Here is a 26,235-nt window from a genome sequence, read left to right as displayed (position 1 = left end):
CGAGCTTTTCCGAACTCGTCTCCGTATCTTTACTGAATCTATAAAAATGGCGATCGCAAACTCTGCGTGAATTTGCGATCGCTTTACGGAATCTTTAAAAAGTGTGTGGAAACGATCGCTTACGCCACCACTGCAATTTGACGGGCTTCGAGGTCGGGCGTCGTCTCTAAAATGGCGAGCGTTACCGGCGCCCCGGCCGCCGTTCCGTCGCGATCGAAACTCAACTGTCCGGTCTTCGTATCGTAGAGGAAAGTCGGGTCGGCACCGATCGGTTTGGCATCGGGTTCGCTGACGAACGTACCCGTTTTCGCCGCCCCAGAACTCAGGGGAACGCCCGCTTTCAAACCGCCCCCAAATCCCGCCGCCGAGACGGACAGGATATCGTCGCGATCGAAGTCTTTGAGAACGTCGGCCCCCTCTTGCGGAACGGTATACGCAAAGGTATCGACGCCCCCACCTCCGGCGAGGGTGTCCGATCCCGCCCCGCCGTTAAAGCGGTTGTCGCCAGTGTCGCCCTCGAGCGTTTCTGCGCCTTCGTTCGATCCGGCGTAAAGGGGAAATAAAATGCCCGTCCCCCGTTGGCTAAAGCTGAAGTTGTTGAGAATTTGCTTCGTGACGCCGTTGCGGGTTTCTTCGACGAGAATTTCATAACTCCCGACGCCGTAACGGGATTCTCCGACGCCAGCGACAGTCAGTTGCGAGTCGGTGTTGATAAACGCCGGGCGATCGACGGGAATGCGATCGCCGCCCCCGGAGGGATAAATCAACCCACCGAGGATTTCCGTACGGCCGCCGTTGCGGTTTTCGAGAACGCTCCCCTCTTTCTCGGTTTTCAACCCCAAAATCCACAAGTCCGACCCGTCGTTAATAATATTCGTCGTCGGGAGTTCGACGTTGAGTTGGCGGGCCCAAACCTGCTGTCGATCGAATTCCCAACCGCTCATCGTCACGTCTTCGAGAAAGACTTTCCCCCCAGTGACGCTGTTGCGATAGGCTTCCCCGGAACTGGTGAGGACGTTTCGCACCGTCAGCGGTTGCGTCGTGGCGTGGTCGAACCAGTGGAAATCGCCGCCCCCAGCGTTGCCCCAAAAGCGTTCGATCGCCACGGGAGTCGTCGTCCCTTCAAACCGAAACACGGGTTTCTCTTGGCTTTTGAGGGGGTCGTCGATGGTAAAAATCGTTTGGTAGGATAACCCCGTTATCGTCTGCACGCCGTCGCCAACGACCAGCGTGTCGCTGAGATTGTAGTTCCCCTGGGGAAAGTACACCGTCGTCGCCCCAGTCTCCAACGCCGCCTGAATCGCCGCCGTGTCGTCGAGGCCATCGCTGGGAATCGCTCCAAACTCCTCGACGTTGACCCAGTTTTCCACTTCGTCGTACACCACGTCTGGCATGGGTTCGACGGGTAAATTTAGGGAAGTTTGCGCCGAGGGAAAGGTACTGTGAATGCGGGTCGAGACGTATTCGTCGATCGCGTTCCCAGGAACCCTGACCTTGGCATTCTGCAACGCCGAAGCATAACCGGAGATGTTGATGTTGCGGGCGTAGAGATTTCCCGCGTTCATTTCGACGGCCGAGCGATCGGCATCTCCCCCGTTGAGTGTACTGTCCACCATCGTTACCACCGCAAAGCGATCGATATTGCGTAACGCCGGGACGCGATTGTTGCTGGTGAGGTTATAAAAGGTCGAAATATTGTTTTCGTTGTGAAATCCGACGACGCGCTGGTTAGAAAGCGTGAGGTTTTCAAAAACGTTGCTGTATTCGTTGTGGTCGGTTTTGACGCCCACGTCGAACCCTTCGATCGTGACGTTTTTCGTCAGCGACGGGCCGGGCCAGGGCGTCGTCAAGGCTAACCCCGTATGACCGGCAAAGTCCGGGTCGCTCGATCGCACCGTCACGTTTCGCAGTCCGCCCTGGTTGTTGTTCTGGAAATCGACCCCGATCGCACCGGGATTGTTCGCCCCCACATCGAAGGTGATATCGAAAATGGAGTTCTGGAACGCTTGTCCCGTACTGCCTCCCAAAAAGGTATCGACGAGGGGTTTGGGATCGGCCGCATTGCCAAAGCTGTCGAGATTGTCCGCTAACTTCACGATCGTTTTGTCGCGACTCTCTCCCTGCATCAACAACCGGCGATCGTCGCCCCAGGTTAACGTCTCGCTGACGAGATACGTACCGTCGGGAAAATATACCGCCCGATTGTCCGCCATCGCCGCCAGGATAGCCTTCGTGTCGTCGGTGATGCCGTCCCCTTTCGCTCCGTAATCCCGCACGTTCGCAATCTTCGTCCCCCGAGGCAAATTCCGTCCCGGCGTCCCGAAATCGTCGTTGCGAATCGTCCCGATCGCTTCCCCGTCAGTTACGATCGCCTCGCTCGGATTCTGAAGAACCAGAGATAAGGTTTCGTCGTCTTCGATCGCCCCATCTCCCTGCAAAGACACCGTCACCGTTTGTTCGACCGTTCCGGGATCGAACGTCACTGTCCCCGAGGTCGCACGGTAATCGTCTCCCGCCGCCGCCGTTCCGTCTCGGGTGACGTACTCCACCGTCACCGGGTCGTCGCTGGGGGCAGACAGCCGCAATGCAAATACTAAATCCCGCGTGGTTCCCGCGTTTCCTTCGAGAACTTCGGCGTCGTCCACCGTCAAATCGGGATAGGGGTAAAGCTGGCTTTGGGGGATAATTTCGCGGTCTTGGGAGGGACTCGACCACAGTAACTGTGCCGTTGCGCCTCCTTTGTTTTCAAAGTATTCGAGTTGGATGTCGTAGCGTCGACCGGCTTCGAGGTCGAGAGTTCCCGTATGTTCGGTCGGCCCCTGTAACTGCCATTTATCGATAATCAGTTCGCCATCGACCCACAGGCGCACGCCGTCGTCGGAAATGGTATGAAAGCGATAGGTTTCGTTAAAACGCGGTTCGAGTTCCCCCGTCCAGCGAACGGAATAGCCGTCGTCGGCTAAGCCGCTGGCAGGGTTGCCCCCTTGCCAGTCGAAATTCACCGTTGCGTCGGTGCGGGTTTCGACGAGGCGATCGAAATTCCGTCCGTCGAAATACTGTCCCGTCAACCCGGTTCCGTTGGCTTTGACGAAATCGTTATCGACGACCGATACGACGGCGGTGTCTTGGGTTCCCAAGGTCGCGCCTCCGATGGCGTCGGTTAAGGTCAGGACGAGCGTTTCTTCGTCTTCGATGCGATCGTCGTCCACGAGGGGAATTTCGACGGTTTTGGGGAGGTTGTCGCCGTCGGCAAACTTAACCGTAATCGGCGTGTTGTCGTAGTCGGCGGGACTGGTAGCGGTTCCGTCGCTGAGGGCGATCGCCGCCGCGATGTCTCCTTCGATGCCTCCGGTACGAACCACTGTGACAGCAGCGATCGCGGTTCCGTCTTCGTTGAGGCGGAACGTCGGGGCTTGAAATGCCAACGCGCCGGGATTCGCCGCCAGAGGATAGAGTTGGCTTGTCGGTACGATTTCCCGCGATCGCGACGGACTCGACCATTCCAACTGCGAAACGGCGCGTCCGAGGTATTCGTAGTAATCCATGCGAACGTCGTATTTACGCCCCGGTTCTAAGGTAATGGTGGCGCGGTTGGTGGTGGGGGCTTGGATGTCCCAGTCGTCGATGAGGAGTTGCCCGTCAACCCACAGGCGCACGCCGTCGCTGCTGGTGGTGTAAAAGCTGTACTCTTCGCTGGAGCGATTCTTGGCGACTGTATTAGCTCCCGGGTCGCTATAGGTTTCGAGTTGACCGAACCACTGCACGGCGAAGGTATTGTCGTCTAACCTCGGATCGGGCGCGTCGTTCTGCCAGTTGAAGTCGATGGTGGGATCGAGACGGGAAACTACCCGGTTAGAAAAGTCGGGCGATCGCCCGTCGTAGTCGTAGTAATAGCCGGTCAAACCGGTTCCAGTACTGGGAGCGATATCGTTATCGAAAATATTGACGGTGGCGGTGTCTTGAGTACCCAGCGTCGCGCCGCCGGTGGGATCGGTGAGGGTCAGGTCGAGGGTTTCGTCGCCTTCAATGCGATCGTCGTCAACAATCGGAATGGAAATCACTTTGTCGGCGGTGTCGCCGTCGGCAAAGGTGACGGTAATCGGCGCGTTGTCGTAGTCGTCGGGACTGGTGGCGGTTCCGTTGCTGAGGGCGATCGTCGCCCCGACGATTCCGGTACTGCCCCCGCTACGACGGACGGTTACGTCGAGAACGGCGGTTCCGTCTTCGCGCAGGCTGAACTCGGGGGCGCTAAAGGCTAACTGGCCTCGGGGGAGCTGGCGATCGGGATACAGCTGACTCGTCGGAACGATTTCCTTGGTTTGCGACGGACTCGACCATTCCAACTGCGACACGGCGCGTCCTAAATACTCGTAGTAGTCGAGGCGAACGTCGTATTGTTTCCCCGCTTCTAGGGTAATGGTGGCGCGGTTGGTGGTGGGGGCTTGGATGTCCCAGTCGTCGATGAGGAGCTGGCCGTCGATCCACAACCGCACCCCGTCGCTGGTAGTGGTATGAAAGGTATAGTTTTCGGAATAGCGAGGTTCGATTTGTCCTTGCCAGCGCACGGCAAAGGTATCGTCGTCGAGTCGGGGATGGGGCGCTTCGTTGTCCCAGTTAAAGTTAACGGTGGGATCGGTGCGCGTTAAGACAAGGTTAGAAAAGTCTGGCGTCGAGCCGCGATGGTCGTAGTAGTAGCCCGTTAATCCGCTACCCCGTCCGAGTGGCGTGGGAGCGACTTCGTTATCGACGATGGTGACGATCGCGCTGTCCTGCACGCCTACCGACGCGCCGCCGCTGGCATCTCGCAAGGTGAGTTTGAGGGTTTCGTCGTCTTCGATCGCGTCGTCGTCAACGATTGGAATGGAGATGATTTTATCGGTGGTGTCGCCGTCGGCAAAGGTGACGGTAATCGGCGTGTCGTCGTAATCCTCGGGACTGGTGGCGGTTCCGTCGCTGAGGTCGAGGGTCACGGCCACGTCGCCGCTGATACCTCCGGTGCGACTGACGGTCACGGCGGCGATCGCAGTTCCGTCTTCGTTGGTGCTGTATTCTGAGGCGGTCAGTTGCAGAGTTCCCGCACTGCCTCGGTTGGCGGTATCGGGATATAGCTGACTGCTGGGGACGATTTGGCGGGGTTGGGAAGCACTCGACCATTCCAACTGCGACACCGCGCGTCCTAAATACTCGTAGTAGTCGAGGCGGATGTCGTATTGCTTTCCGGCTTCGAGAGTAATCGTCCCTCGATGTTCGCCGGGGGCTTGGACGTTCCAGTTGTCGATGAGGAGTTCTCCATCGACCCACAACCGAACGCCGTCGCTGCTGGTGGTGGTGAAGGTGTAGGTTTCGGAGTATCGGGGTTCGATTTGTCCGAGCCAACGCACAGCGAAGGTATTGTCGTCTAGCTGGGGTGCGGGGGCGTCGTTATCCCAGTTGAAGTCGATGGTGGGATCGAGGCGGGTGAGGACGAGATTGGCAAAGTCAGGGGATTTGCCGTCGTGGTCGTAGTAGTATCCGGTGAGACCGATGCCGTTACTCATGTGTTGTTCTGTCTCGACGATAAGAACGTGCGAACCGGGTTCTCGGACGTTATCTGTCCTGCGATCGCGATGGAAAACTGTCCACCCCGACGACGAACCCGGTTAAATTTGGACGACGATCGACGCACCTAAACGGCGATCGCTCGATCGGGCAGACTCGTGATGGTTATCGAACGGTCGGCCGATGGCGATCGCTGCTGGCTCAGCTTAGACGGCTCGAGCCAACCTGGGAGAGTTGAAGCACAGATCCGGTCGAGAGTTCCTCAGTATCTTCACGGAACTTATACAAAACTTCACAAGAAGACTCCGAATACTGATGGGAGCTTTACGAAAACTTTAAAAAACCCCCTTGACGTTTTGTGCCGAGCTATACACTTTTAGGGCGATCGCTGGCACGTTCGTCGTGACCTCACAGCTTCGGCCATCGATCGCGATCGCTCTAAAATCTGTTTCAACACCATCGCCGTCCAGTCGATATCGGCTTCGGTGGTGCTGCGTCCGAGGGTCAGACGAATTCCCCGTTTAGCTAAGGTGTCGCTGTATCCCATCGCCGACAACACGGGACTCGGGGAGAGTTTCCCGCTGTGACAAGCCGAACCGGAACTAATGGCGATTCCAGCGAGGTTCAATTGACGCACGATCGCTTTCCCCGTCAGGCGTTCGTCAGCGTCCGTCAAACAAAAACTGACGTGATGGGGGAGTCGATGAGTACGATCGCCCGTCGGTCGTAACATGGAAACTGAAGACAGGCGATCGAAGAGGCGATCGCGCAGTCGCGTCAACCGTTGAGCTTCGGCTTCCAACTCCTGCATCGCCAGTTCCGCCGCCACGCCAAACCCAGCGATGTTCGGAACCGCCTGAGTTCCCGATCGCAATCCCATTTCCTGACCGCCACCGCTCAACAAGGGCAACAATTCGACGCCAGACCGCCGGTACAGCGCCCCGCTCCCTTTCGGACCGTACAGCTTGTGACTCGAGAGAGACAGAAAATCCACTGGAAGTTGTTGCACGTCGATCGGGAGTCGTCCCGCCACCTGTACGGCGTCTGTATGAAACAGTACCCCGTTCGATCGCGCGATATCTCCGAGGACGCGAATCGGTTGCACCGTCCCGACTTCGCTTTGTCCGTAAATGACCGAAACCAGTACCGTATCGGGGCGTAACGCTTCCTGCAAATCCCTCGGATTCACTCGTCCGGCGCGATCGACCCCTAAGTACGTCACGCGCCATCCCTGACGTTCTAACTCGCGGGCCGGTTCGGACACCGCCGGATGTTCGACACTCGAGACGATGAGATGTTGGGGAGTCTCGTATTGACGCGCAATTCCCGACAGCACCCAATTATTGGACTCAGTTCCGCCACTGGTAAACAGAATCTCGTCCGGTTCGGCGTTGAGTAGCCCCGCCACTTGAATTCTCGCGGTTTCCATCGTCGTGGCGGCCGTCTGACCCCAGTGATGTAAGCTCGAGGGATTCCCCCAAGCATGGTTCAACGCTTCGGTCATCGCGGCGATCGCTTCCGGGCGCGTGGGTGTCGTCGCGCTGTGATCCAAGTAGATTTGCATGATGCTTGCGAGCGCTCTTGCGCTACCTCTGTTGAGATTTCCCCTAGATCTAGCTTATCGTCGGTTTCTGGAATGGTTGAGATTCGAGAATTTTCGAGTTAGAAATTCTCAATTTATTTGGAGTTTCGCGCCTTTCGTATCGATTTGAAGCGATCGCACGAAGGCCGTCGTTCCCGCTGCATCCCAGGCGGTTTTCATCGCTTCGACAACGCGATCGGCGCGATCTCTCGAGGTCAACGCCAACAGGGTCGGCCCGGCACCGCTAATAGCCATCCCGTAAGCTCCAGCGGCGATCGCTGCGGCGCGAACGGCCGCGTATCCGGTAATGAGTTTCTGGCGATAGGGTTGGTGGACGCGATCGAGCATTCCCGCCGTCAACCATTTCCGATTTCCCGTTTCTAAACCCTTGACAAGAAGACCCAAGTGTGCCGTGTTAAACACCGTGTCGCTACGGGAATAGAGATCGGGAAGGACGCGTCGCGCCTCGGCCGTCGATAGCTCGAATTCGGGAATCGCGACGACGGGAACCACATCGGGATGCCAAGCAATCTCACAAGCCGACCAATCGAGATCGTCACTGGCTGCCAACTGACAGCCGCCTAAGAGAGCCGGAACCACGTTATCGGGATGGCCTTCGATGGAAATCGCCAAACGCATTAACTCGTGGCGGCTCAGGGGGTTTCCAGCCAACTGATTGGCTCCGATCGACCCTCCAACGATCGCCGTTGCCGAACTGCCCAACCCACGGGCTAGGGGAATTCCCAAAGAAATCTCGATACGGACAGGAGGAATCGGGCGATCGATCTTCTCGAACAATTTGGCAAAAACGCGATAAACCAAATTACTGTCGTCAGTGGTCACGCGCTCGGATTCCAAGCCCCGAACGGCGATCTCAAAGGTGCGTAACTGCCCTGCCTTCGGCTTCAGGGGAGAAAACTCAAACGTATTGTAGAGGGTCAAAGCTGCCCCCAAGCAATCGAATCCGGGTCCCAAATTCGCCGTGGTAGCAGGAACGGTGACGGTAACGGTGTTAGTCATTCGAGATCGTCGATGTCAGCGATGCGGATCTAGCACATTGGCAAATTTTATCCCGGCCAGGGGACAATTAGGCGTCGAAACCTCCGCCTTTCTCGAGGTAAGCCCCACCTCCTCGCCCTATTTTCGACCGCGATCGCGTGACGGTTGGCGTCTCTTCGTCCTTCGCTCGCCTGTCGTCCCGACCCCGTTATCGCCTCGTTTGGGGAGTCCGCAGCGACGTCGGCCGGGATCTCAAACGCGAATCGGATCGATCGAGTCGGTTTCCCGATCGCGATCGAGATCGAACATCAAAGCCCGACTCTGTGCCAGTCGCACCACGCCCCGCGATAGGGTTTCGACGATATCGACCTGACTGTTTCGTAACAGCTTATGCTGGAGAAACGCCTCAGACGGCAGCTTACCCGCTAAAAACTCCTTCGCCGCTACCAACAAATCCGTCACGCATTCAAAGCCCACCGCTCGAATAATGAACGTCGCCACCGGAGAGTTTTTCAAATCGTAAGCCGACTCGCGGGTGCGTCCTTTGCTCAATAGGGCTAGAACTTCGGCTTCCAAGGCGGTACGCGGCGGATGTTCGATCGAGATGGGCGGAAGATACTGTTCTAGGGCGGGCGTGCGAACGCCGGGTTCGGGAAACTCGCCCATCAACGTCGAAATGTGAACGTTGCGACCGAGTCGATAGGAGAGGGCTTCGAGAACGGCGATCGTAATCAGCTTGATGCCTAAGTACAGTTTCGCCGTTTCTAAATTTTTACGGGTATTTTCCAGCAAACACTGGTAAGTTTCGTCGTCCGGTTCCCCCCGATACTGCGAGAACACCCGTTCGGGCTTCAGGAAATTAATAAATCCTTCCATTTTTTGAATCGAGCGACGATAGCCCCGAACCGTGTAAGAATTGGCACCGATCAACTCGTGATTCGTTTCCGGTAACAAATTCCAGGTATTGTCGAGAAATTCCGCCGAGTTGGGGAGCGCGAAGTTTTCCACGTCTCGATTGGCGAGACGCACGGCTCGCTGGACGATTGCGTACACGTCTTCGAGCGTCCATCCGAGATTCCAGTCTCGGTCGATCGATTCGATATTTTTCTGTAGGGTTTCGCTGGCGGTCAGTCCTTCAGGAGACGTTCCGCGAAAGGGAATCGTCGCCTCGATGCAGGCCGCTATCGCCACGAGATCTGTCGTGGGGAGAAACGGCGATAGCACACAAGTCGCGATCGCCGCACTGAGAAATTCATTTTGTCCGCGAAACGGATCGAGGATCTGACCGGCTTTAAACCCGAACACCCGCAGGGCGATTTCAAAACCGCGATCGTCGGGAAGTTCGGCCTCGTCTAAAATGACGATCTGTCCGTCCTCTTCCTTGATGTAACTCGAGATGTAGCGACTGACATTGAGGTTAATGCCCGAATCGACTTGAACGTATACCAAGTCGTGGAACAAAGCCGCCAAAACCTCGATCGGATCGTCAGAACCTCCCACCTCAAAAATATGAGACGGCGTGTGGAAGTACCGCCACTGACCCGTCATGGCTTGTACGATCAGCGAAGCGATGGGTTCGATTTGCTCGAGGGGAGGAGGTGCTGCAAGTTCGTCGATCGATCGAACCAGGCAGTCTAAACAGCGTTGGTAGGCGATTTCTAAATCCATCGATCCCTCTCGTGAGTTTCCCTGACTCGCGTGCTTGGTGGCAATTTTAGACGATCTCGATTCTTCTCGGTACGGGTTAGATATGGATATTTAAAATATCGATCGAGATATTTGTTCGGGTTTCTTAACGAACTAGCTTGGTAACTGACCGGCTTGGATGGGTCTCGCCCGTGCGCTTTAAGAGTCGCCTCTTCCACCTCGCGCGGTCTGACTCGACGCGATCGCGCTTCAAACGGACGGACGCTGGAGTTTTCGATTCTCGAGACCTTGAGGGTCGCTTGGATGGTGGCGCGTTCCGTCTCAGGCGACTCGAGAGATTAGACGAGGAAACTCAATCGAAACAGTTGGGGTTGGGCGGACGCGATCTCGACTCAGCACGACACCAATTCTACTCTACTCGATAAATTCTCGGGCTGCCATTTTCCGAACCGGGCTGACCGATAGGTTCGCGTAAGGCGATCTCCAGTTGCCGAAACCTCGAAGAATTGACTTCAATAGAAAAAAACCAGACATTGAATTTAAGAATTTGAAGTTGCCCGAGCAATTCTTTCCCGCACCATTTATCGAGTTATCGAGTTGCTATTTGTTGCCGTTTGAGGAATTCATTCCAGCCATGTCCAAGGATCTTCCCGCTTGGCTCGACGATCTCGTCACCCGTCAAGCCGAGCTAACCGAGCGTTTACGATCGCTGCGCGAGGAACGCGATCGCCTGGTTCCCCAGCTAGACGTTGCCAAAACTGAAGCTGCCAAACCCCCAGAAGCCCCTACGGGAACCTCAGCCGAAACGCTGTTAGAGTCCGCCACGCAGTCGGCGTTAGCTCGGTATACCTGGAAAGCCAAAGCCGAAGGCTTACAGGTCGCCCTTGACTGGATTCACAAACGTCTCGCCGAGGAAGAACAGCAGCATCGACGTCTCGAAGAACAAATTGCCGAAGCTCGCCGTCGCCTAGAACGAGAAACCGAAGCCCAAAAAGGCATCGAAGCGATGAACGCTGCCATCGAAACCGTCAAACAACAGCTAACAGCATTAAAAGCTCGAGACTGCCATCATATCTACGCCGTCAACTTACCCGAATTCTGTCTCGACGAACACGGACAAGTTAGCGTTCGTCCCCATTCCTTCAAAATTCCCTGATTTTTTCAACATTTCTTAACGCAGGGGAGCCAAGGAAGAAAATGTTCCCGGTTCCCGGTTCCCCGTTCCCCGTTCCCTATCAACTGTCCTCACCGTTCACTGCTCACTGTAAAAGGTGACTGTCTTCCCTCTCCCCATCTCCCTTTCTCGAACGAGCAACTTGCTCTAGCTTGACATCCTCACCGTCCTTCCAGGGCGGTGATTCCCAAACCTCGCGATTTGGGTTCCTGCTTCCTTCTCTCTCGAGTTTTTCGCAGTTGCTCTCCGGATCGAGATCCTTCAAGTCTTCGTTCTCTCGGATGCAAGCTCCGAGAGCTGCGAAGACTGCGTCTTACACTCGCTTCACAGGCTGTAACGGTGTGTCCCACCGCCAAAAGATCGCATTCGATTGGAATGTGAGCTAAACTGACTAACTTGGTTTTCGTTAGTCAGTTTAACCAGTGGTATCTAGTCTACCATGCTAAGTTAAAGCCGTCCTTCTAGGACGGGGTTTTCGACCCAAAATTTTCGATAAGTAGAAATTCACATTGAGAATTTTATGAAGGTTCGGGCAGGCACTCTCCTACAAGGCGGAAAATACGCCATCGAAGACACGCTCGGTCAGGGATATTTCGGCACGACCTACCGCGCGACCCACGCTCGGCTATGGCAACCGGTCGTTATCAAAACCCTCAGCGACACCCTGCTGTCACACCCAGACAGCCAAGAATTCGTACGTCGGTTCGTCGAGCAGTCGCGCCTCCTCGCACGTTGTCACCATCCCAACCTCCCGCGCGTTTTAGACCTGTTTGAAGAAAACGGTCAGCCCTTCGCGGTCATGGATTACATTCCCGGAGCGACTCTAGCGCAATTGGTTCGCGACGGAAAGCCGATGGCAGTCGATCGCGCGGTCGATTACGTCCGACAACTCGCCGAAGCAGTGGAAGCATTACACGAAAACGGCTTGCTACATCGAGACGTCAAACCCGAACACGCCATCCGCACCATCGGTAGCGATCGCGTCGTTCTCGTCGAAATCGGACTGACGCGCGATCTCGATCCCGAGGTCGAGCGGACTCACAGCAACCTGCTCTCGCCGGGATACGCCGCCCCGGAACAGTACGATTGCCACCGACCGCGAACCCCCGCGACCGACGTTTACGCCCTCGCCGCTACCCTCTACACCTTACTGAGCGGTCAACCGCCCACCATTGCCGCCTTACGCGATCGCGTTCCCCTCAACGAACTGCGGCCCGATCGAACCGCGCTCGACCCCGACCTCGATCGCGCGATCGCCAAAGGACTCGAACTCGATCCCCAACGACGCCCGACTCGGGTGAACGAATGGTTAGCCCTGTTACCGCCGTCTCGCCGCGATCGTCCTGTCGTCGGCGTCTCGGCCAACCCCTCGACTGGCAAACCTCAGAAAACAGCCAAACCCAGCAAGCCCCCCAAACCCATCTTCGCTCGTCCGTGGGTGCCGGCCTTGTTTTTCTCCACGTCCATCGTCGCCGCCATCGGAGGAGCAGGGATCGTCGTCGCCCTAAAATCGGGACTGGCCGATCGCCCCGACGCGCCCCCTTCCCAACTGCTGCGATCGACCCCACCTCCCTTACCCCAGGACTTCCCCAATCCCGATACCGAAGTCTTCGAGGAGCCGTTCCAAAAACCGGGAGATTGGACCTATACCCCACCGGTCGAAACAGAAACCGAATACTCTCGCAACGACTGGCCCGCAGCGAACTCCCCCAACTCCACCGTCGAGCCGACCCCTTCCTGGGCGGAACCGACCTCGGCACCCTATCACGACGATTCTGGATTCGTTCCCGTTCAAACCGAAGCCCCGACAGCCAAATCCGAATCCGAACCCGTTTTATCCGAGGAACCGTTTACCGCCACCGACCCCGAAGCGCCCACCGTTTGGTCGGATGCGTCTCCCGAACCCGTAGAGGCGACGCCGTCTGGCGAGCCCCCGATTTGGGAAGATCTCAAAAACACGCCGGTCGAACCGGAACCCGTCCCCGAACTCTCCCCCGAAAAAGAGAACCTAGAGCCGTTTAAAGAAGTCCCTTCGAGTTCGACCTCGTAACGGGAAAAACGGGGGAAGTCGCCGTGAAATTTCCCCAATCCTCCCCGTTCGCGTGTTCGATGCTCGAGATCGAACGTTATAATTTTGTTACGGAAGCTTAATAATCAGATCGCGTCATGAGCAAATCTCCCGTCCACGCCTTTCTTGTGGGTCGCGTCCTCGCTGAAGAAATCGGTTCGACGCTCGAAAAAGCCCTGACCAATTCCTTGAGCGAACTGGGAAAATTCGACGCCGAACAGCGCGAAAATCTCCGTCAGTTCTCCGATCGCGTCATGGAGCGTGTCGAGTCTCTCGAAACCGATACGTCTCGGGAGAGCGCCATCAGTGGCGTCAGTACCGCCGTCTCGACAGATACCGACTTACAAGCGCTCGTCGATAACCTGCGGGCTGAAATCGCTCAACTGCGTTCGGAACTCCAACGGTATCGCAACCAAACCGCGCCGTCGGAATAACTCTCCCGGTATCCCCGGCCAAACGATCGCCCCCCAAAACTCCCTATCGATCTCGATAGGAGCGGCCGAGGGTGTCGTCGTCTTGTTGTCTTGCTGCCCAAACCGCTAACGTTAACCCCAGGAACGGAAACCGAGTGTCTGCCCTGTCTGAGGACTCTATTACCCAACCCGCTCGCAACGGTCGCGCCCCCCTTGGAGACCGAGCGGCGATCGACCGAATTCGTTCGAACTCGAGCGGCGATCGCGGCGTCAGCTATGCCTCGAAATCCTATCGCTGGAACCGCAAGAACTACTCGAAAACTCGTCGCCGCCTCGAGGTTTGGTCGTTCGTCTCTCGGTTTCTCTTTACGTTATGGCTCAACAAACGTCGCTGGAGTTATGTAGGCGGTTACACGGACGCGAAAGCGACCGAACGTCGCCGCCGCCTCGCCTGCTGGATTCGAGAAACCTTTCTCGACCTCGGACCGACGTTTATCAAACTCGGACAGCTTTTTTCAACGCGATCGGATTTGTTCCCGGCCGAATACGTCGAGGAACTGTCGAAGCTTCAAGACCGCGTTCCGGCTTTCGATTACGAGCAAGCCGAGGCGATCGTTCGAGAAGATTTCGGCAAGTCCTCGAAGGAACTCTATCGCTTTTTCGACCCGGTGCCACTGGCGGCGGCGAGTTTGGGACAAGTTCACAAAGCCCAACTGCACAGCGGCGAAGAAATCGTGGTCAAAGTGCAACGACCGGGACTCAAGCGACTGTTCGATATCGATTTGTCCATTGCTCGAGGGGTGGCGCAATATTTACAGAACCACTCGGAATGGGGAAAAGGACGGGACTGGATGGGGATTTACGACGAGTGCTGTCGTATCCTCTATCTCGAAATCGACTATCTCAACGAAGGGCGCAACGCCGACACCTTTCGCCGCAACTTCCGCAGTGTCGAGTGGGTGCGCGTTCCCCGCGTGTACTGGCGCTATACCTCGTCTCGGGTTCTGACGTTAGAATACGTGCCGGGGATTAAAATCAGCCACTACGACGCCCTCGAGGCCGCCGGACTCGACCGTAAGAAACTGGCGAGTTTGGGGGCAATGGCCTACTTAAAGCAACTGCTCGATTACGGATTTTTCCACGCCGATCCCCATCCGGGAAATTTGGCAGTCAGCCCGGAAGGGTCGCTCATCTTTTACGATTTCGGCATGATGGGGCAGATTACGTCTAACCTGCGCCAAAAAATGATGGAGTTGTTTTTTGGCATCGCGCAACGAGATGCCGATCGCGTCGTCGTGGCGTTAGTCGAAGTCGAAGCGCTCGCGCCGATGGACGATCCCGGTCCCGTGCGCCGTGCGATTCAGTATATTCTCGATAATTTGATGGATAAGCCCTTTGAGGAGCAGTCCGTCGAAGCGATTACAGACGACCTTTACGAAATTGCCTACGACCAGCCGTTTCGCTTCCCGGCAACGTTTACGTTCGTCATGCGGGCGTTTTCGACCCTGGAGGGGGTAGGCAAAGGTCTCGATCCAGACTTTAATTTTATGGAGGTGGCCAAGCCTTTTGCCTTAAATCTTATGAACGAAGGAAGAGAAGAGTACGGCAACAGTATCCTCAGCGAACTCAGTCGCCAAGCTAGCGAAGTGAGTTCGACGGCGTTGGGGTTGCCTCGCCGCATTGAGGACACCCTCGAAAAGCTCGAACGGGGCGATATTCGCGTTCGGGTTCGCGCGACGGATACCGATCGCGTATTGCGGCGCACGGTCGGGATGCAGTTGAGTACGAACTATACTTTGTTAATCAGTGCGTTTACATTATCGGCTACGATTTTATTAGTTAACGGCCGCGTGTGGATTGCGGGCGCGGTTGCTTTGCTGGCGATCGCCCTCGTGGTAGCACTGTTGAGATTGCTCGCCCGGCTCGATCGCGCCGATCGCTTTTAACGTTTGTCTTTCTTGCTATGAAATCCGCCTTTGCTGGTCGCACGGATAAAGGTCTCGTCCGAGCCATCAATCAGGACGCTTACTACATCGATCCTCAAGGTCGCTTTTTTATCGTGGCCGACGGAATGGGCGGCCACGCAGCCGGCCAAGAAGCCAGTCGTATCGCCAAAGAAACGATTTGTGCGTATCTCGAAGAACGCCTTGTCAAGATGGAGACCCCGGAAGTTCTCCTCAAAGAAGCGTTTCGTTCGGCGAACCGGGCGATTATCGAAGATCAAACGGTGCATCCAGAAAACGCCGATATGGGAACGACAGCGGTGGCGGCTTTGCTTTACCAACCCGAAGACAGTGCGCCCCCCGAGTTGTGGTGCGCGAATTTGGGTGATTCGCGGATCTATCGGTTCCGAGACAACCATCTCGAACAGGTGACAGAAGACGATACCTGGGTGGCGCAGGCGGTAAAAGCCGGTGCGTTACAGGCTGAGGAGGCTCGCGTTCATCCCTGGCGTCACGTGCTGTCTCAGTGTCTGGGACGCGAAGATATGGGAGAGGTGGAAATCTTTTCCTTAGATTTGCAACCGGGCGATCGCATTTTGCTCTGTAGCGACGGACTGACCGAGGAGTTGTCCGACGAGCAGATCGCTTTGGAACTGGAAAATCATCGCGATTGCGAAACGTCGGTCGTGCGATTGGTCGAAGCGGCTAAAGAAGAGGGCGGACGGGACAATATTACGGTCATCTCGATCGCGATCGCGGCCGTCGATGCAGACGACTCGCCCACCCCTTGACCGAATTTTTTGACACTCCCCAGCTATTACGGCGTGGGGATTCTTGGCTCAACGACAAAACTTACACATTTGACCCGTAAGCCAAATGTCCAGAGGTCTTCATCACGCCGGCGCGTTTCGTGTCCCCCCAACCTCCCTTGGTAAGGGGGTTAAGGAGGGATACCTGTTTCGGTCTGCCCCACCGTACAGCGGAGCCAAAAATCCTGAATCTCCGTGCTTGACGCTTGAAGTTTTTACCCACACGAGCTGTTTGACCTGTGGAACCGCAAAACTTCAGTAATCATCGGTTCTCATCTTTCGGTGCCAGGTTTTTAAAGAGGTTAGTTACCTGTTCCTCACCGGAAAATTTTAGCAAGAAATGGAAGCTTTGGGCAGTCCTCTGTAAAGCCGCCCTAGAAGGGCGGGGTTTTAGACCCAAAATTTTTTATAAAAATTTCAACACCGTTCGAACGCGGTTCGCACCCTTGAAAACCCCCGATTTCAACGTAAAATCGGGGGTTTCAGTTCGTGATGAGCATTTTTACCGTTGACAAATTGATACAACATCCACCAAGGCGGAACTTGAAGACGGCTCGCCCCGTCTCTGTCAACAACGTCTAATCACAGAAGTTGGCACTTTTGTCAAATGTTTGTTATATTCTGTAACAACTTGTCTGAAGCTTGGGTGAGCCTCCCGTAAATCGAACGTCAGAGTCTGTTTATCGCTCGACGAGCGAACGGGAATCCTAAGACTAAGCAAGATCGCATCCGAATCGATGAGGAGGAACAACCGATGGATCGACCGATCGAACTAACCTTGGAACAGCAATTTAACTTGCGTTCTTTTGAAACCCAGGTTGCCAAGATGAGTCGCGAACAAGCTCAACAGTTTCTCCTGCAACTGTACGAACAAATGATGCTTCGCGAAGTCACCTACAAAAACCTACTGAAACATCAATGGGGCGTCGATGGCGGTTTCTCACCGCCGCAATCGACCTAGGCAACTGCTTCTGAGTCGGCGACCTCCCTCTCTAGCTCCGTTCCTCGCCGAGGAAAAGATCTGGGGATGTCGGGGCGTCACGGAAGCTGTCCCCACTGCAACCGAACCGACGCTCGAGCGATCGCTTTGCACCGAGACCGAACGAATTCGACTAATCTAAGAATAGGTCTCTCGATCGTTAAGCAACGTTCCATGTTTCACAACCTTCTCATTTGTACCGATCTTCAAGATGGCTTACATCGCCTGGTTCGCTTCGTTCCCAGCCTGGCCGCTACTGGAATACGTCGCATCGTATTCTTCCACTCCGTCTCTCTGAAAGAAGATCGCGGTATTCCCAAAATCGACCAACAAGCCCTCAACCTCGCCCGAGAACAGTTATCTGTCGCGTTACAAAACGTTCCCGAAGGCGTTGACGTGCACGTCGAAATCGATTCCGACCGCACCGTCGAGAACATTCTCAAAACCATCAAAAACCACGAGTGCGATCTCGTCTTGCTCGGGACGCAGAACAAAACCTTACTCAACGAGAAAGTCTTTGGCAGCACCACCGCCGCCCTCGTCGAACGCATTACGATTCCCATGCTCGTGATGCGTCCGGCGTTGATTTCTACCTACACGAACGAAGAACTCGACTTACGCTGTCGCCATTTACTGCGATATCTTCTGATTGCCTACGATGGTAGCGACAGCGCCAAGCACCTCGTCCGAGACATTTCTGAGTTAGCCCGCCAGCGTCCCAAAGAATCTCTCGAAACCTGCTTGCTGGGCTGGGTTATCGAGCATCACGGCCGCTTTGGCGTTCCCCAATCCGAAACCACCGAAAGCGTCCAAGCCGAACTCGACAGCGTCAAAACCGAACTCGAATCCTTGGGGCTAACCGTCGATACGGCCGTCCGAAACGGCGATCGCCTCACAGAGTTCATGGATTTGGCGATGGAACAAGACGTCAGTGCCGTCGCCGTGACCTCTCCGAGCGTTCCTCGACTGCTTGAATGGTCGCGTCCCAATTTCGCCAACAAACTCCTTCGTCGAAGCTGGCATCCAGTGCTGTTCTTTCCTCCAGAGCGATCGCGCTAAAATCCCTGCGATCGCTTCTCCGACCGGGACAAAGACCGGCCGAAATATGATAAGTATATGAGGAAAGCTCAGCATCCTATTTACAAAACAAAACAATGTTTTCAATTCTTTTTCAGATCGCGTTGGCTGCGTTAGTTCTGTGGTCGTTTCTAATGGTGATTGGCGTTCCCGTTGCGTACGCCTCTCCTCAAAACTGGGATCGATCCAAAGGATTACTCTGGTTAGGATCGGGCATTTGGGTCGCTCTCGTGCTGGCAGTCGGCGTACTCAACTACTTCGTCATCTAAACGACTCGCTCGTAGCTGTTTTCCAACCCGGCAACTGAGTAGATGCCGGGTTCAGTTTGTTGTCAGCCCGTCCAGACTCGGCTCGCCAGCGATCGACCTTGTCGGTTCGACACCAAAAAGTCAAACCGTTGTTCACTTAACTCCTCTCCAACATGGCAGTTTTTGAAGGAACGTTTACCAGCGACAAACCATTTCGCTTTGCGATCGTCATTGCCCGGTTTAACGACTTAGTCACGGAAAAACTCCTCGCCGGATGCCAAGATTGCTTGAAACGCCACGGCATCGATGTCGATCCCGACGGACAACAAGTCGATTACGTCTGGGTTCCCGGTAGTTTTGAAGTTCCCCTCGTAGCTCGTCAACTGGCACTCAACGGGGGTTACGATGCGATTATCTGCCTCGGTGCCGTCATCCGCGGCCAAACGCCTCATTTCGATTACGTCGCCGCAGAAGTGTCGAAAGGGGTCGCAGCGGCAGGTTTTCAAACTGGCGTTCCCATTGTGTTCGGCGTCGTCACCACCGACACCATGCAGCAAGCCCTAGAACGGGCGGGAATTAAAAGTAACTTGGGTTGGAGTTACGCAATGAACGCCATTGAAATGGCTAGTTTGATGTACAGTCTCAAACACGGTGTCAGTCATCGGGGTGATGTCCCCAGATTCTCGGGCGATGACGGTAACGTCTTGATGCCCAACATTCGCGACGAAGAGATGATGTAGCGGAGGACAAGGGAGCTTCATCAGTCACCAGTCGCCAGTGAGAAGATGAGGAGGTGAGGAGAAACTGTTACCTGTTTGCTGTCCTCACTCTTCCCTCTTCGCTGTTAAAATCCCCTAATTTTCTTATCTCGCTTCGACGGCAGCCGGTTGCAGAAGGCTGAGGAGATGACCGTCAGGGGTTCGCATAGCGGCGACTTTCCCGAAAGAGGGTTCGCGAACGTCTCCTTGAAGTTCGGCACCCATCGATTCGAGAGTTGAAATGGTTTGATGCACGTCGTCAACGTGGAAGCTTAGAATTGGAGAACTCCCCGTTGCAACGTCTGCACCGTGGGAAAAATGCAGGGCGATCGTGGTACCGTCGGCGTCTAATTCCGCCCAACCGGGACTCGACATCTTCACGGGCAATCCCAGTCCTTCGTTGAAAAACTTGACGGTGGCCGCGACGTCTTTCACCATCAGCATGACGTGTTTGAATTGAACGGTCATATCGATCCTCTGATTTGTTAAGTCTTGTTAAGTCCGAGTCTAACAAATCCAATCCCCCGACTGTTGACGGGGAACGGGGAACAGTGTTTCAGTCACCAGTCACCAGCCTTTTACAGTGAACAGTGGAGACAGTTGACAGTTGCTCCCCCTCTCCCTTGCTCCCCCTCTCCCCCTCTCCCTTGCTCCCCCTCTCCCCCTCTCCCCCTCTCCCTTGCTCCCCCTCTCCCTTGCTCCCCCTCTCCCTTTCTCAACTCTCGTCTTGCTGAGAGATGGGAAGTTGGATGTGGAAGGTGGTTCCTCGACCGGGGGACGAGATGCAGGATAAGGTTCCGCCGTGGGTATCGTGGATGATTTGATAGGCGATCGACAGTCCCAAACCCGTTCCTTTGCCAACTGCTTTCGTCGTGAAGAAGGGGTTGAAAATTTGGTGTTGAATGGCTTCGGGAATGCCAATGCCGTTGTCTGCGATCGCAATTAACACTTTACGATCGCCGATCGCGCTAGTTTCGACTGTAATACAGGGGCGATCGCTGAGTTGTTTTTCTCGAATCGCTTCATCGAGAGCATCTATAGCATTTTCTAGTAAATTTGTCAAGACTTGATTGATTTGACTGGCGAAACACTCAACTTTTGGAACGTCACCGAACGCTCGAACGATTTCGATATCGGGACGTTTGCCCTGTCCGCGACAGCGATGTTGCAAGATCGAGAGCGTACTCTCGATGCCTTCATGGAGATCGACACGCTTCATTCCCACCTCATCGAGACGGGCAAAATTCTTCAGCGACAGGATAATTTTACGAATGCGTTCGGCGCCCTCCTGCATTGAAGTAACGACATTGAAAAAATCCTCCTGTAAAAACGGTAAATCGATTTCTTCGATCCAATCGCCGATCGCCTCGGGCGGATCGGGATAGGCTTGCTGATAGAGTTCGACCAAGGCGAGCAAATCCCGAGCGTAATCGCGAATGGGGGAGAGGTTGCCGTAAATGAAGTTGACGGGATTGTTAATTTCGTGAGCCATACCCGCAGCCAATTGTCCGAGACTGGACATTTTCTCGGTCTGCACGAGTTGCGCTTGCGTGCGTTTGAGTTCGAGTAGCGCCCGCTCGAGTTGTGTCGCTTTTTCCCGTTCCCGTTCCTCGCTCAAGCGTAAGGCTTCGTCCGACTGCATCCGTTCGACGATTTCCCGCTGCAAACGTTTGTTCGTTTGTTGAATTTGTCCGGCTCGTTCCCGAACTCGCCGTTCGAGGTCTTCTTTCGCGGCGAGGAGTTCTTCTTCAATGCGACGGCGATCGCTGATATCTCGCGCCACGACCACCGCAGCATCGCGATCGAGGGGAGACACGGTCACGGCAAACATTTCGTTGGGCGAGTCGGACAGTTCCATGTCGAGCGTCCGTATCGTTTGCGCGTCGAGGGCGGTACGAACCGCTGCGAGAATGGCGATCGCGCGATCGCCCGACAGCGCGTCTTTTATCCGATCGCCGTTTTGTCGTCCCGTCCAGAGAACCGTGTTGGGGGTCGGGACGATATCGAGATAGCGGCCGTCGCCGTCGAGAACGACGATCGAATCGGCAACGGCGGACAACAGCGTTTGCAGTCGGCGGTCAGCTTGACGCAGTGCAGTTTCGGCAGCGTATCGTTCTGTGATGTCGTTCCCCAAACACAGCAAGCCAGTGACGTTCCCTTGGGGGTCTTTCAAAACCGTATTGTGCCATTCGACCCAGACGCGATCGCCGTTTCGTCGCTGACAGAGGGTTTGGCGACAGAGTTCTCCGGGGCGATGGGGAGCGAGCATCTCGGGAGGGCCGACCGTTTGAGTCGGCGCTTCTTCGGTGGAGACCTTCATCGATACGAGTTCGGCAAACGACATCCCCAGCAGTTCCGTTTCCCCATAGCCAAAAAAATGTTGGGCGTAAGGATTGGCAAAGATCGTCCGTCCCTCCGCATCTAACAACAAGAGAATTGCCGTCGCGCGATCGACAATAGAGCGATAGTGCGCTAAGCGATCGCTCAAATCAGCCGTTGCTGCCGCGATCGCCTCCCGCCGCCGCTGTCGTTCGTACACCACTTGAAACGTCAACCCACTCGCCCCGAGAACCAACACCAGCCCGCCGAGGCGAATCCATCCCCGTAACGGCGATCGCGCCGACCACCCCTGAGTCGGAACCGCCGCCACTTGCCAGCGGCCGTTTCCGAAGCGCACGTCTCCCGTCACCGGTCGCGCGTCGAACAGATCGGCCTCGCCGAACAACACCGCCAGAGCGTCTCCGACGGGAGCCGTCGTCCGCACGCCGAATTCTAGGTCAGGCACGCGATCGCTCAGATCCGTTTTTCGTACCAAGTCGGCAAAATCCAAACGCGCGAGGGCGGTTCCCCGTCGATCGCTTCCCGAGGTCATTATCCAAATTTCTGGGGTTCCGTCTGTCTGACGCCGCACCTCGAGATCGACCTCGTCTCTTATCGTCCTCTGCGCTTCGACGAGAAACGGATTTAGTTCTTCTGCTGGGAGGGGATACGCCCAGCGCACGCCGTCGTTACCGTACCAAAGCAGGCGATCGAACGACTCCGAACCGTTTAGGGTGCGTTCGGCCAAGCGATCGAACTGTTCCCGCGTCGCGTCCGGCTGGCTCGCCAGCAAGTCAGCAACCGATCGCGTCGCGAAAAGATGTCGTTGCAGAGCGCCTTCGAGGGTTGCCCGTACCGTGTTGAGGCGATCGAGAACAGTTTGGCGGTACTGGCGGTCGAACCGCTGCGCTTCCAGGCGATCGAGAACGACGACACCACTGCCAACGGCGATGCCAACGGAGATCGCCGCCCAAACTGCGGACAGTGGAACCTGTTTCATAAGCGCGCGTAAAAGCAAAAGAAGCGGTAGAAGGATTTCAAAAATCTTCAAAAATCGCGATCGCCCGACATCCGGCCGCAAGAATCCCCGTCCATTTTAAGCCGACCTCGATTCAGACATCTACCGCGATCGATCCGAACCGACCGCAGCGATCGCCTTTCGCCTCAATCCCCGAAAAAGTTACATTAGAGAGACGCACAGACGACCTGCACGACAGGTTCACAATCGGATATAAGGTACGTTGATGGGTATTGCAGCAGAGAAACTCGCCCCAATTTCGATCGTGTTGTTTGCCGCCGGAATTTTAATCTGGGGGTATTACCGCGCTCGACCCTACGGCAAAATCGGCTTGCTGTCTTGGTTACAGTCGGTTTCTGTCACAGCTCCCTGGCTGCTGTTTTTCGCCCTGTTCTCAGCCGGGATTTTCATCAATTTCGCAGGCGTGTTGTTCCTCATCGTCGCGTCCGTTTTAACTTACATCGGGCTGGGACGGCAACTGCGAGCGGCAGCTCGAGATCCCGAACAGCGAGCGTACTTAGAAAAACTAGCGAACGCCCAACGGTCTTCAAAATCTGACGAGTCCTCTCAAACTTCCGATCTTGCCGAACCGTCCGAAGACTCTGAAGCGGCCGAACCGTCTCCGGAGACCGCACGACCGACGGAGCCAGTCGCCGCCTCTGTCCGAGATCGCGATCGAGAAAGCGATCGCCCGTTTCAGAACCTATCCGTTCCCGAGGACGACTTACACTGCATTCAAAAAATCTTCGGAATCGATACGTTTTTCGCCACAGAGACGATCCCCTACCAGTCGGGAGCAATTTTCAAAGGCAACCTTCGGGGAGAGGTCGAAGCGACCCATCAGGAACTGTCGAAAAAACTGCACGATCGCGTGGGCGATCGCTACCGTTTGTTTTTCGTCAACGATCCCGACGAAAAAACGGTCGTCGTCGTCTTGCCGAGTCGTAACGATCCCCAACCGCTCACGACGAACCAACAGATTTTAGCGGTCGTATTGTTCGTTGCGACGATCGTAACCACTCTCGAAACCGGGGGGGCATTTCTCGGATTCGACTTGTTCGAGAATTTGAACCGCTGGACGGAAACACTGCCCCTCGCTTTGGGAATTTGGGCGATATTGCTCGTTCACGAACTCGGCCACCGTATCGCAGCCGGACGATATGGCATTGCGCTCTCGCCGCCGTTTTTCCTTCCCACCTGGCAAATCGGCTCTTTCGGTGCGATTACCCGTTTCGAGTCGTTGCTGCCCAACCGTTCGACCCTGTTCGACATTGCCATCGCCGGGCCGGTCGCGGGTGGGTTGTTGTCCTTGGGAATGTTAGCGGTCGGGTTCGTCCTGTCCCACGACGGGAGTTTGTTTCAACTTCCGAGCGAATTTTTCCGAGGGTCGGTTTTGGTGGGATTGCTGGCAAAGGCGTTTTTAGGTGAGGCACTCCAGAAGAGTTTGGTAGACGTGCATCCGTTGGTCGTTCTCGGTTGGCTGGGGTTAGTCATTAACGCCCTCAACTTGATTCCAGCCGGACAGTTAGACGGCGGGCGCGTCATGCAGGCGATTTACGGTCGTCGGATTGCAGGGCGATCGACGATCGCTACCCTCATCGTGTTAGCGATCGCTTCCTTCGTCAATCCGTTAGCCTTGTACTGGGCGATCGTGATTTTGGTCATCCAACGGGATTTAGAACGTCCGAGTCTCAACGAAATTACCGAACCCGACGACACCCGTGCAATTTTGGCGTTCGTGGCACTGTTGGTCATGTTGATGACGTTGATTCCTTTTACGCCGAGTTTGGCGTTGCGCCTGGGGCTGTAACGAGCAAGGGAGAGGGGGAGAAAGGGAGAGGGAGAGGGGGAGAGAGGGAGAGGGGGAGAGAGGGAGAGGGGGAGAGGGGGAGAAAGGGAGAGGGGGAGAGGAGGAGAAACTGTCAACTGTCTCCCTTGTTCCCCGTTCCCCGTTCCCTGTCTTCACGGGTGACTGATAACTGAAACCTTGTTCCCCGTTCCCCGTTCCCCGTTCCCTGTTCCCCGTTCCCTGTCTTCACGGGTGACTGTCTTCAACTCAGAGAATGGTCGATTCAACTGTTGAGGTTACGGCGATCGCTCCGGTGAAAGATCGGGCAGAAATTCGAGAGGCGGCGCGATCGCTGTTAGCGGTTCCCGTGCGTCACCTCGTTCTCTGCGACGGCGGTTCGACTCAACCCAACTGTCTGGCGGCGTTGGCAGAGTTAGAATCCTACGACTGCGTTTCGGTGTTGCGATTGCCTCAGCCACAGTTCAATAAGGCACAACTGCTCAATTGGGGGATTCGTCACGCCTCCTCAGAGATTCTCTTAACGTCCGATGCCGATATTCTCTGGAATCGCGAAACTGTGGTGAAGCTGGTCGAGTGGGTACGGGAGGGAACGCGGCGCATCGGCGGTGTGGCACGGGTGCGAGAAACCGATTCCCAGGCGATCGCCCTGCGACGTTCCCGCTACAGTTATCGATGTACTCTCGAAGGGAAAACAGCACGGGTGGCGATCGTCTCGGGGGGTGGGGGAGACGTCCGACGCCCCGGTTGCGGGTTGTTGTGCGCTCGCCGTCGTACTTTCGAGGGGGTGGGAGGATATAAAGAGAGGTTTCGCGGTTGGGGATGGGAAGATCGAGATTTGCTGATGCGGGCGGAATTACTCGGTGCGACGACGGACGCGATGGGAGAAGTGACGCATTTGTCCCATTCCGACGCCGTTCGCAATCACTTTTTCGGCAGTCGCGATCCCGTTGAAACGCGCGATCGCAATCTCGTTTTGAGCCTCACCGAACTGTCTCGGGGTCAGTTTTGGGGCGATTTACCTTCGGGGCGTCGTTGGAAAACGCCGTTTGGGGAGTTGACCGTGATGCAGGAGGCGGGAAAGCCATGACCAAAAAACTGGGATACAAGCCCCGTCCCTTCGACAAGCTCACTTCGACAAGCTCACTTCGACAAGCTCACTTCGACAAGCTCACTTCGACAAGCTCACTTCGACAAGCTCAGTGCAAGCAGTGCAAGCAGTGCAAGCAGTGCGAGCAGGGCAAGCCTTCTAAGACGGCTTTTTACTGGGTTCTGGAAAACGAGCAATTAAACTTCTAATTAGTTCTGATTGTGTCATACCACGCCTAGCAGCTTCTTCTACAAGCTGTCTTTTTTCATATTCGGTAACTCTCAAAAATATTTTCTCGGTTTTCATATTCTTCTTGGTGCGCGTACCCTTCGACTAAGCTCACTTCGACAAGCTCACTTCGACAAGCTCACTTCGACAAGCTCACTTCGACAAGCTCAGTGCAAGCAGTGCAAGCAGTGCAAGCAGTGCGAGCAGGGCAAGCGCTCGCGCCGTCGTACGGCGCGGGGTCGCACCGCAAATTGTCCGATCGAATAGCAGTATATACAGTATACTATAATTCAAGGAGGACAAACCCATGAAAGCCAGATACCAATATCGTTTTTATCCAACAGACCAACAAAAGCAGAGCCTAGCTTGTTTATTCGGCTGTGTTCGTGTTGTCTATAACGATGCTTTGGCTATCTGCAAACAATCTGAGAAAAAACCTAAGTCGTCCGAACTCCAAAAAATAGCGATCGCTCAGGCAAAAAAGACTGAATCTAGGGCGTGGTTGAGCGAGGTATCAAACATACCTTTACAACAGTCT

General features: G+C 55.4%; 19 protein-coding genes. 12 read left to right on the top strand and 7 right to left on the bottom strand.

What is annotated here, in order from left to right; translation table 11 throughout:
• Window positions 1-119: 119 nt before the first annotated feature.
• From GEI7105_RS34025 to GEI7105_RS0126440, 4 genes are all read right to left on the bottom strand, one after another.
• Window positions 120-5,537: a PA14 domain-containing protein gene (locus tag GEI7105_RS34025; RefSeq protein WP_017663385.1), complete on the bottom strand. Its 5,418-nt coding sequence runs from the start codon at window positions 5,535-5,537 to the stop codon at window positions 120-122.
• Between the two features lie 377 nt (window positions 5,538-5,914).
• A complete protein-coding gene (locus GEI7105_RS0126450) occupies window positions 5,915-7,102 on the bottom strand; it encodes a cysteine desulfurase family protein (RefSeq protein ID WP_017663382.1) in 1,188 nt (395 codons plus the stop codon).
• A 108-nt stretch (window positions 7,103-7,210) separates the two neighbouring features.
• Window positions 7,211-8,140 carry a homoserine kinase gene (thrB, locus tag GEI7105_RS0126445; RefSeq protein ID WP_017663381.1) on the bottom strand — a complete coding sequence of 310 codons (930 nt, stop codon included), beginning with the start codon at window positions 8,138-8,140 and terminating at the stop codon, window positions 7,211-7,213.
• A gap of 231 nt (window positions 8,141-8,371) precedes the next feature.
• The gene (locus tag GEI7105_RS0126440) at window positions 8,372-9,787 is read right to left on the bottom strand and encodes a hypothetical protein (RefSeq protein WP_017663380.1); all 1,416 of its coding nucleotides are present in this window, start codon (window positions 9,785-9,787) and stop codon (window positions 8,372-8,374) included.
• A 532-nt stretch (window positions 9,788-10,319) separates the two neighbouring features.
• On the opposite strand from GEI7105_RS0126440, the gene GEI7105_RS0126430 reads away from it, so the two are divergent.
• The 9 genes from GEI7105_RS0126430 (at window position 10,320) to ribH (ending at window position 19,217) form a co-directional block, all read left to right on the top strand.
• A complete protein-coding gene (locus GEI7105_RS0126430) occupies window positions 10,320-10,922 on the top strand; it encodes a hypothetical protein (protein WP_144054062.1) in 603 nt (200 codons plus the stop codon).
• Window positions 10,923-11,460: 538 nt separating this feature from the next.
• Window positions 11,461-12,990 carry a serine/threonine protein kinase gene (locus GEI7105_RS32655; RefSeq protein ID WP_017663376.1) on the top strand — a complete coding sequence of 510 codons (1,530 nt, stop codon included), beginning with the start codon at window positions 11,461-11,463 and terminating at the stop codon, window positions 12,988-12,990.
• A gap of 116 nt (window positions 12,991-13,106) precedes the next feature.
• A complete protein-coding gene (locus tag GEI7105_RS0126415; protein WP_017663375.1) occupies window positions 13,107-13,442 on the top strand; it encodes a DUF6825 family protein in 336 nt (111 codons plus the stop codon).
• Between the two features lie 209 nt (window positions 13,443-13,651).
• Window positions 13,652-15,367 carry an ABC1 kinase family protein gene (locus GEI7105_RS0126410; RefSeq protein WP_144054100.1) on the top strand — a complete coding sequence of 572 codons (1,716 nt, stop codon included), beginning with the start codon at window positions 13,652-13,654 and terminating at the stop codon, window positions 15,365-15,367.
• Window positions 15,368-15,384: 17 nt separating this feature from the next.
• Window positions 15,385-16,155 carry a PP2C family protein-serine/threonine phosphatase gene (locus GEI7105_RS0126405; RefSeq protein ID WP_017663373.1) on the top strand — a complete coding sequence of 257 codons (771 nt, stop codon included), beginning with the start codon at window positions 15,385-15,387 and terminating at the stop codon, window positions 16,153-16,155.
• A 772-nt stretch (window positions 16,156-16,927) separates the two neighbouring features.
• Window positions 16,928-17,134, top strand: coding sequence for an NblA/ycf18 family protein (locus tag GEI7105_RS0126400; RefSeq protein WP_017663372.1), 207 nt, complete (start codon window positions 16,928-16,930; stop codon window positions 17,132-17,134).
• Window positions 17,135-17,326: 192 nt separating this feature from the next.
• Complete coding sequence (locus GEI7105_RS0126390; RefSeq protein WP_017663370.1) at window positions 17,327-18,211, top strand: universal stress protein; 885 nt, start codon at window positions 17,327-17,329, stop codon at window positions 18,209-18,211.
• A gap of 95 nt (window positions 18,212-18,306) precedes the next feature.
• Entirely contained in the window at window positions 18,307-18,498 is a 192-nt protein-coding gene (gene psbZ, locus GEI7105_RS0126385) for a photosystem II reaction center protein PsbZ (RefSeq protein WP_026097990.1), read from the top strand.
• Between the two features lie 152 nt (window positions 18,499-18,650).
• Window positions 18,651-19,217, top strand: coding sequence for a 6,7-dimethyl-8-ribityllumazine synthase (gene ribH, locus GEI7105_RS0126380; protein ID WP_017663368.1), 567 nt, complete (start codon window positions 18,651-18,653; stop codon window positions 19,215-19,217).
• A 123-nt stretch (window positions 19,218-19,340) separates the two neighbouring features.
• Here ribH and GEI7105_RS0126375 read toward each other — a convergent pair whose 3' ends face one another.
• Together GEI7105_RS0126375 and GEI7105_RS34020 are read right to left on the bottom strand one after the other, a co-directional pair.
• Complete coding sequence (locus GEI7105_RS0126375; RefSeq protein WP_017663367.1) at window positions 19,341-19,703, bottom strand: VOC family protein; 363 nt, start codon at window positions 19,701-19,703, stop codon at window positions 19,341-19,343.
• 247 nt (window positions 19,704-19,950) lie between these two features.
• Window positions 19,951-22,554, bottom strand: coding sequence for an ATP-binding protein (locus tag GEI7105_RS34020; protein WP_017663366.1), 2,604 nt, complete (start codon window positions 22,552-22,554; stop codon window positions 19,951-19,953).
• A gap of 244 nt (window positions 22,555-22,798) precedes the next feature.
• Between GEI7105_RS34020 and GEI7105_RS0126365 the strand changes: the two genes are divergently transcribed.
• Together GEI7105_RS0126365 and GEI7105_RS0126360 are read left to right on the top strand one after the other, a co-directional pair.
• Window positions 22,799-24,382 carry a site-2 protease family protein gene (locus GEI7105_RS0126365; protein WP_017663365.1) on the top strand — a complete coding sequence of 528 codons (1,584 nt, stop codon included), beginning with the start codon at window positions 22,799-22,801 and terminating at the stop codon, window positions 24,380-24,382.
• A 253-nt stretch (window positions 24,383-24,635) separates the two neighbouring features.
• Window positions 24,636-25,469 (top strand): glycosyltransferase family 2 protein, encoded by an 834-nt coding sequence (locus tag GEI7105_RS0126360; RefSeq protein ID WP_017663364.1) that lies wholly within the window; start codon window positions 24,636-24,638, stop codon window positions 25,467-25,469.
• Window positions 25,470-25,628: 159 nt separating this feature from the next.
• Here GEI7105_RS0126360 and GEI7105_RS35620 read toward each other — a convergent pair whose 3' ends face one another.
• Entirely contained in the window at window positions 25,629-25,775 is a 147-nt protein-coding gene (locus GEI7105_RS35620; protein ID WP_071592152.1) for a plasmid mobilization protein, read from the bottom strand.
• A gap of 229 nt (window positions 25,776-26,004) precedes the next feature.
• Between GEI7105_RS35620 and GEI7105_RS40160 the strand changes: the two genes are divergently transcribed.
• The coding region (locus tag GEI7105_RS40160) for a helix-turn-helix domain-containing protein (protein WP_017663362.1) at window positions 26,005-26,235 on the top strand (231 nt) is incomplete at its 3' end.

The organism is Baaleninema simplex PCC 7105 (assembly GCF_000332355.1).
In the GTDB taxonomy this organism is placed as follows: Bacteria; Cyanobacteriota; Cyanobacteriia; order Cyanobacteriales; family Geitlerinemataceae; genus Baaleninema; species Baaleninema simplex.
Note: the sequence above shows the minus strand (reverse complement) of the source record. Positions and strands in the feature narration are given on the sequence as shown.

Excerpts from the sequence above, each read along its gene's own strand:
- GEI7105_RS34025 (WP_017663385.1), bottom strand. The coding sequence starts at position 5,537 with ATGAGTAACGGCATCGGTCTCACCGGATACTACTACGACCACGACGGC.
- GEI7105_RS0126450 (WP_017663382.1), bottom strand. The coding sequence starts at position 7,102 with ATGCAAATCTACTTGGATCACAGCGCGACGACACCCACGCGCCCGGAA.
- thrB (WP_017663381.1), bottom strand. The coding sequence starts at position 8,140 with ATGACTAACACCGTTACCGTCACCGTTCCTGCTACCACGGCGAATTTG.
- GEI7105_RS0126440 (WP_017663380.1), bottom strand. The coding sequence starts at position 9,787 with ATGGATTTAGAAATCGCCTACCAACGCTGTTTAGACTGCCTGGTTCGA.
- GEI7105_RS32655 (WP_017663376.1), top strand. The coding sequence starts at position 11,461 with ATGAAGGTTCGGGCAGGCACTCTCCTACAAGGCGGAAAATACGCCATC.
- GEI7105_RS0126415 (WP_017663375.1), top strand. The coding sequence starts at position 13,107 with ATGAGCAAATCTCCCGTCCACGCCTTTCTTGTGGGTCGCGTCCTCGCT.
- GEI7105_RS0126405 (WP_017663373.1), top strand. The coding sequence starts at position 15,385 with ATGAAATCCGCCTTTGCTGGTCGCACGGATAAAGGTCTCGTCCGAGCC.
- GEI7105_RS0126400 (WP_017663372.1), top strand. The coding sequence starts at position 16,928 with ATGGATCGACCGATCGAACTAACCTTGGAACAGCAATTTAACTTGCGT.
- GEI7105_RS0126390 (WP_017663370.1), top strand. The coding sequence starts at position 17,327 with ATGTTTCACAACCTTCTCATTTGTACCGATCTTCAAGATGGCTTACAT.
- psbZ (WP_026097990.1), top strand. The coding sequence starts at position 18,307 with ATGTTTTCAATTCTTTTTCAGATCGCGTTGGCTGCGTTAGTTCTGTGG.
- ribH (WP_017663368.1), top strand. The coding sequence starts at position 18,651 with ATGGCAGTTTTTGAAGGAACGTTTACCAGCGACAAACCATTTCGCTTT.
- GEI7105_RS0126375 (WP_017663367.1), bottom strand. The coding sequence starts at position 19,703 with ATGACCGTTCAATTCAAACACGTCATGCTGATGGTGAAAGACGTCGCG.
- GEI7105_RS34020 (WP_017663366.1), bottom strand. The coding sequence starts at position 22,554 with ATGAAACAGGTTCCACTGTCCGCAGTTTGGGCGGCGATCTCCGTTGGC.
- GEI7105_RS0126365 (WP_017663365.1), top strand. The coding sequence starts at position 22,799 with ATGGGTATTGCAGCAGAGAAACTCGCCCCAATTTCGATCGTGTTGTTT.
- GEI7105_RS0126360 (WP_017663364.1), top strand. The coding sequence starts at position 24,636 with ATGGTCGATTCAACTGTTGAGGTTACGGCGATCGCTCCGGTGAAAGAT.
- GEI7105_RS35620 (WP_071592152.1), bottom strand. The coding sequence starts at position 25,775 with ATGAAAACCGAGAAAATATTTTTGAGAGTTACCGAATATGAAAAAAGA.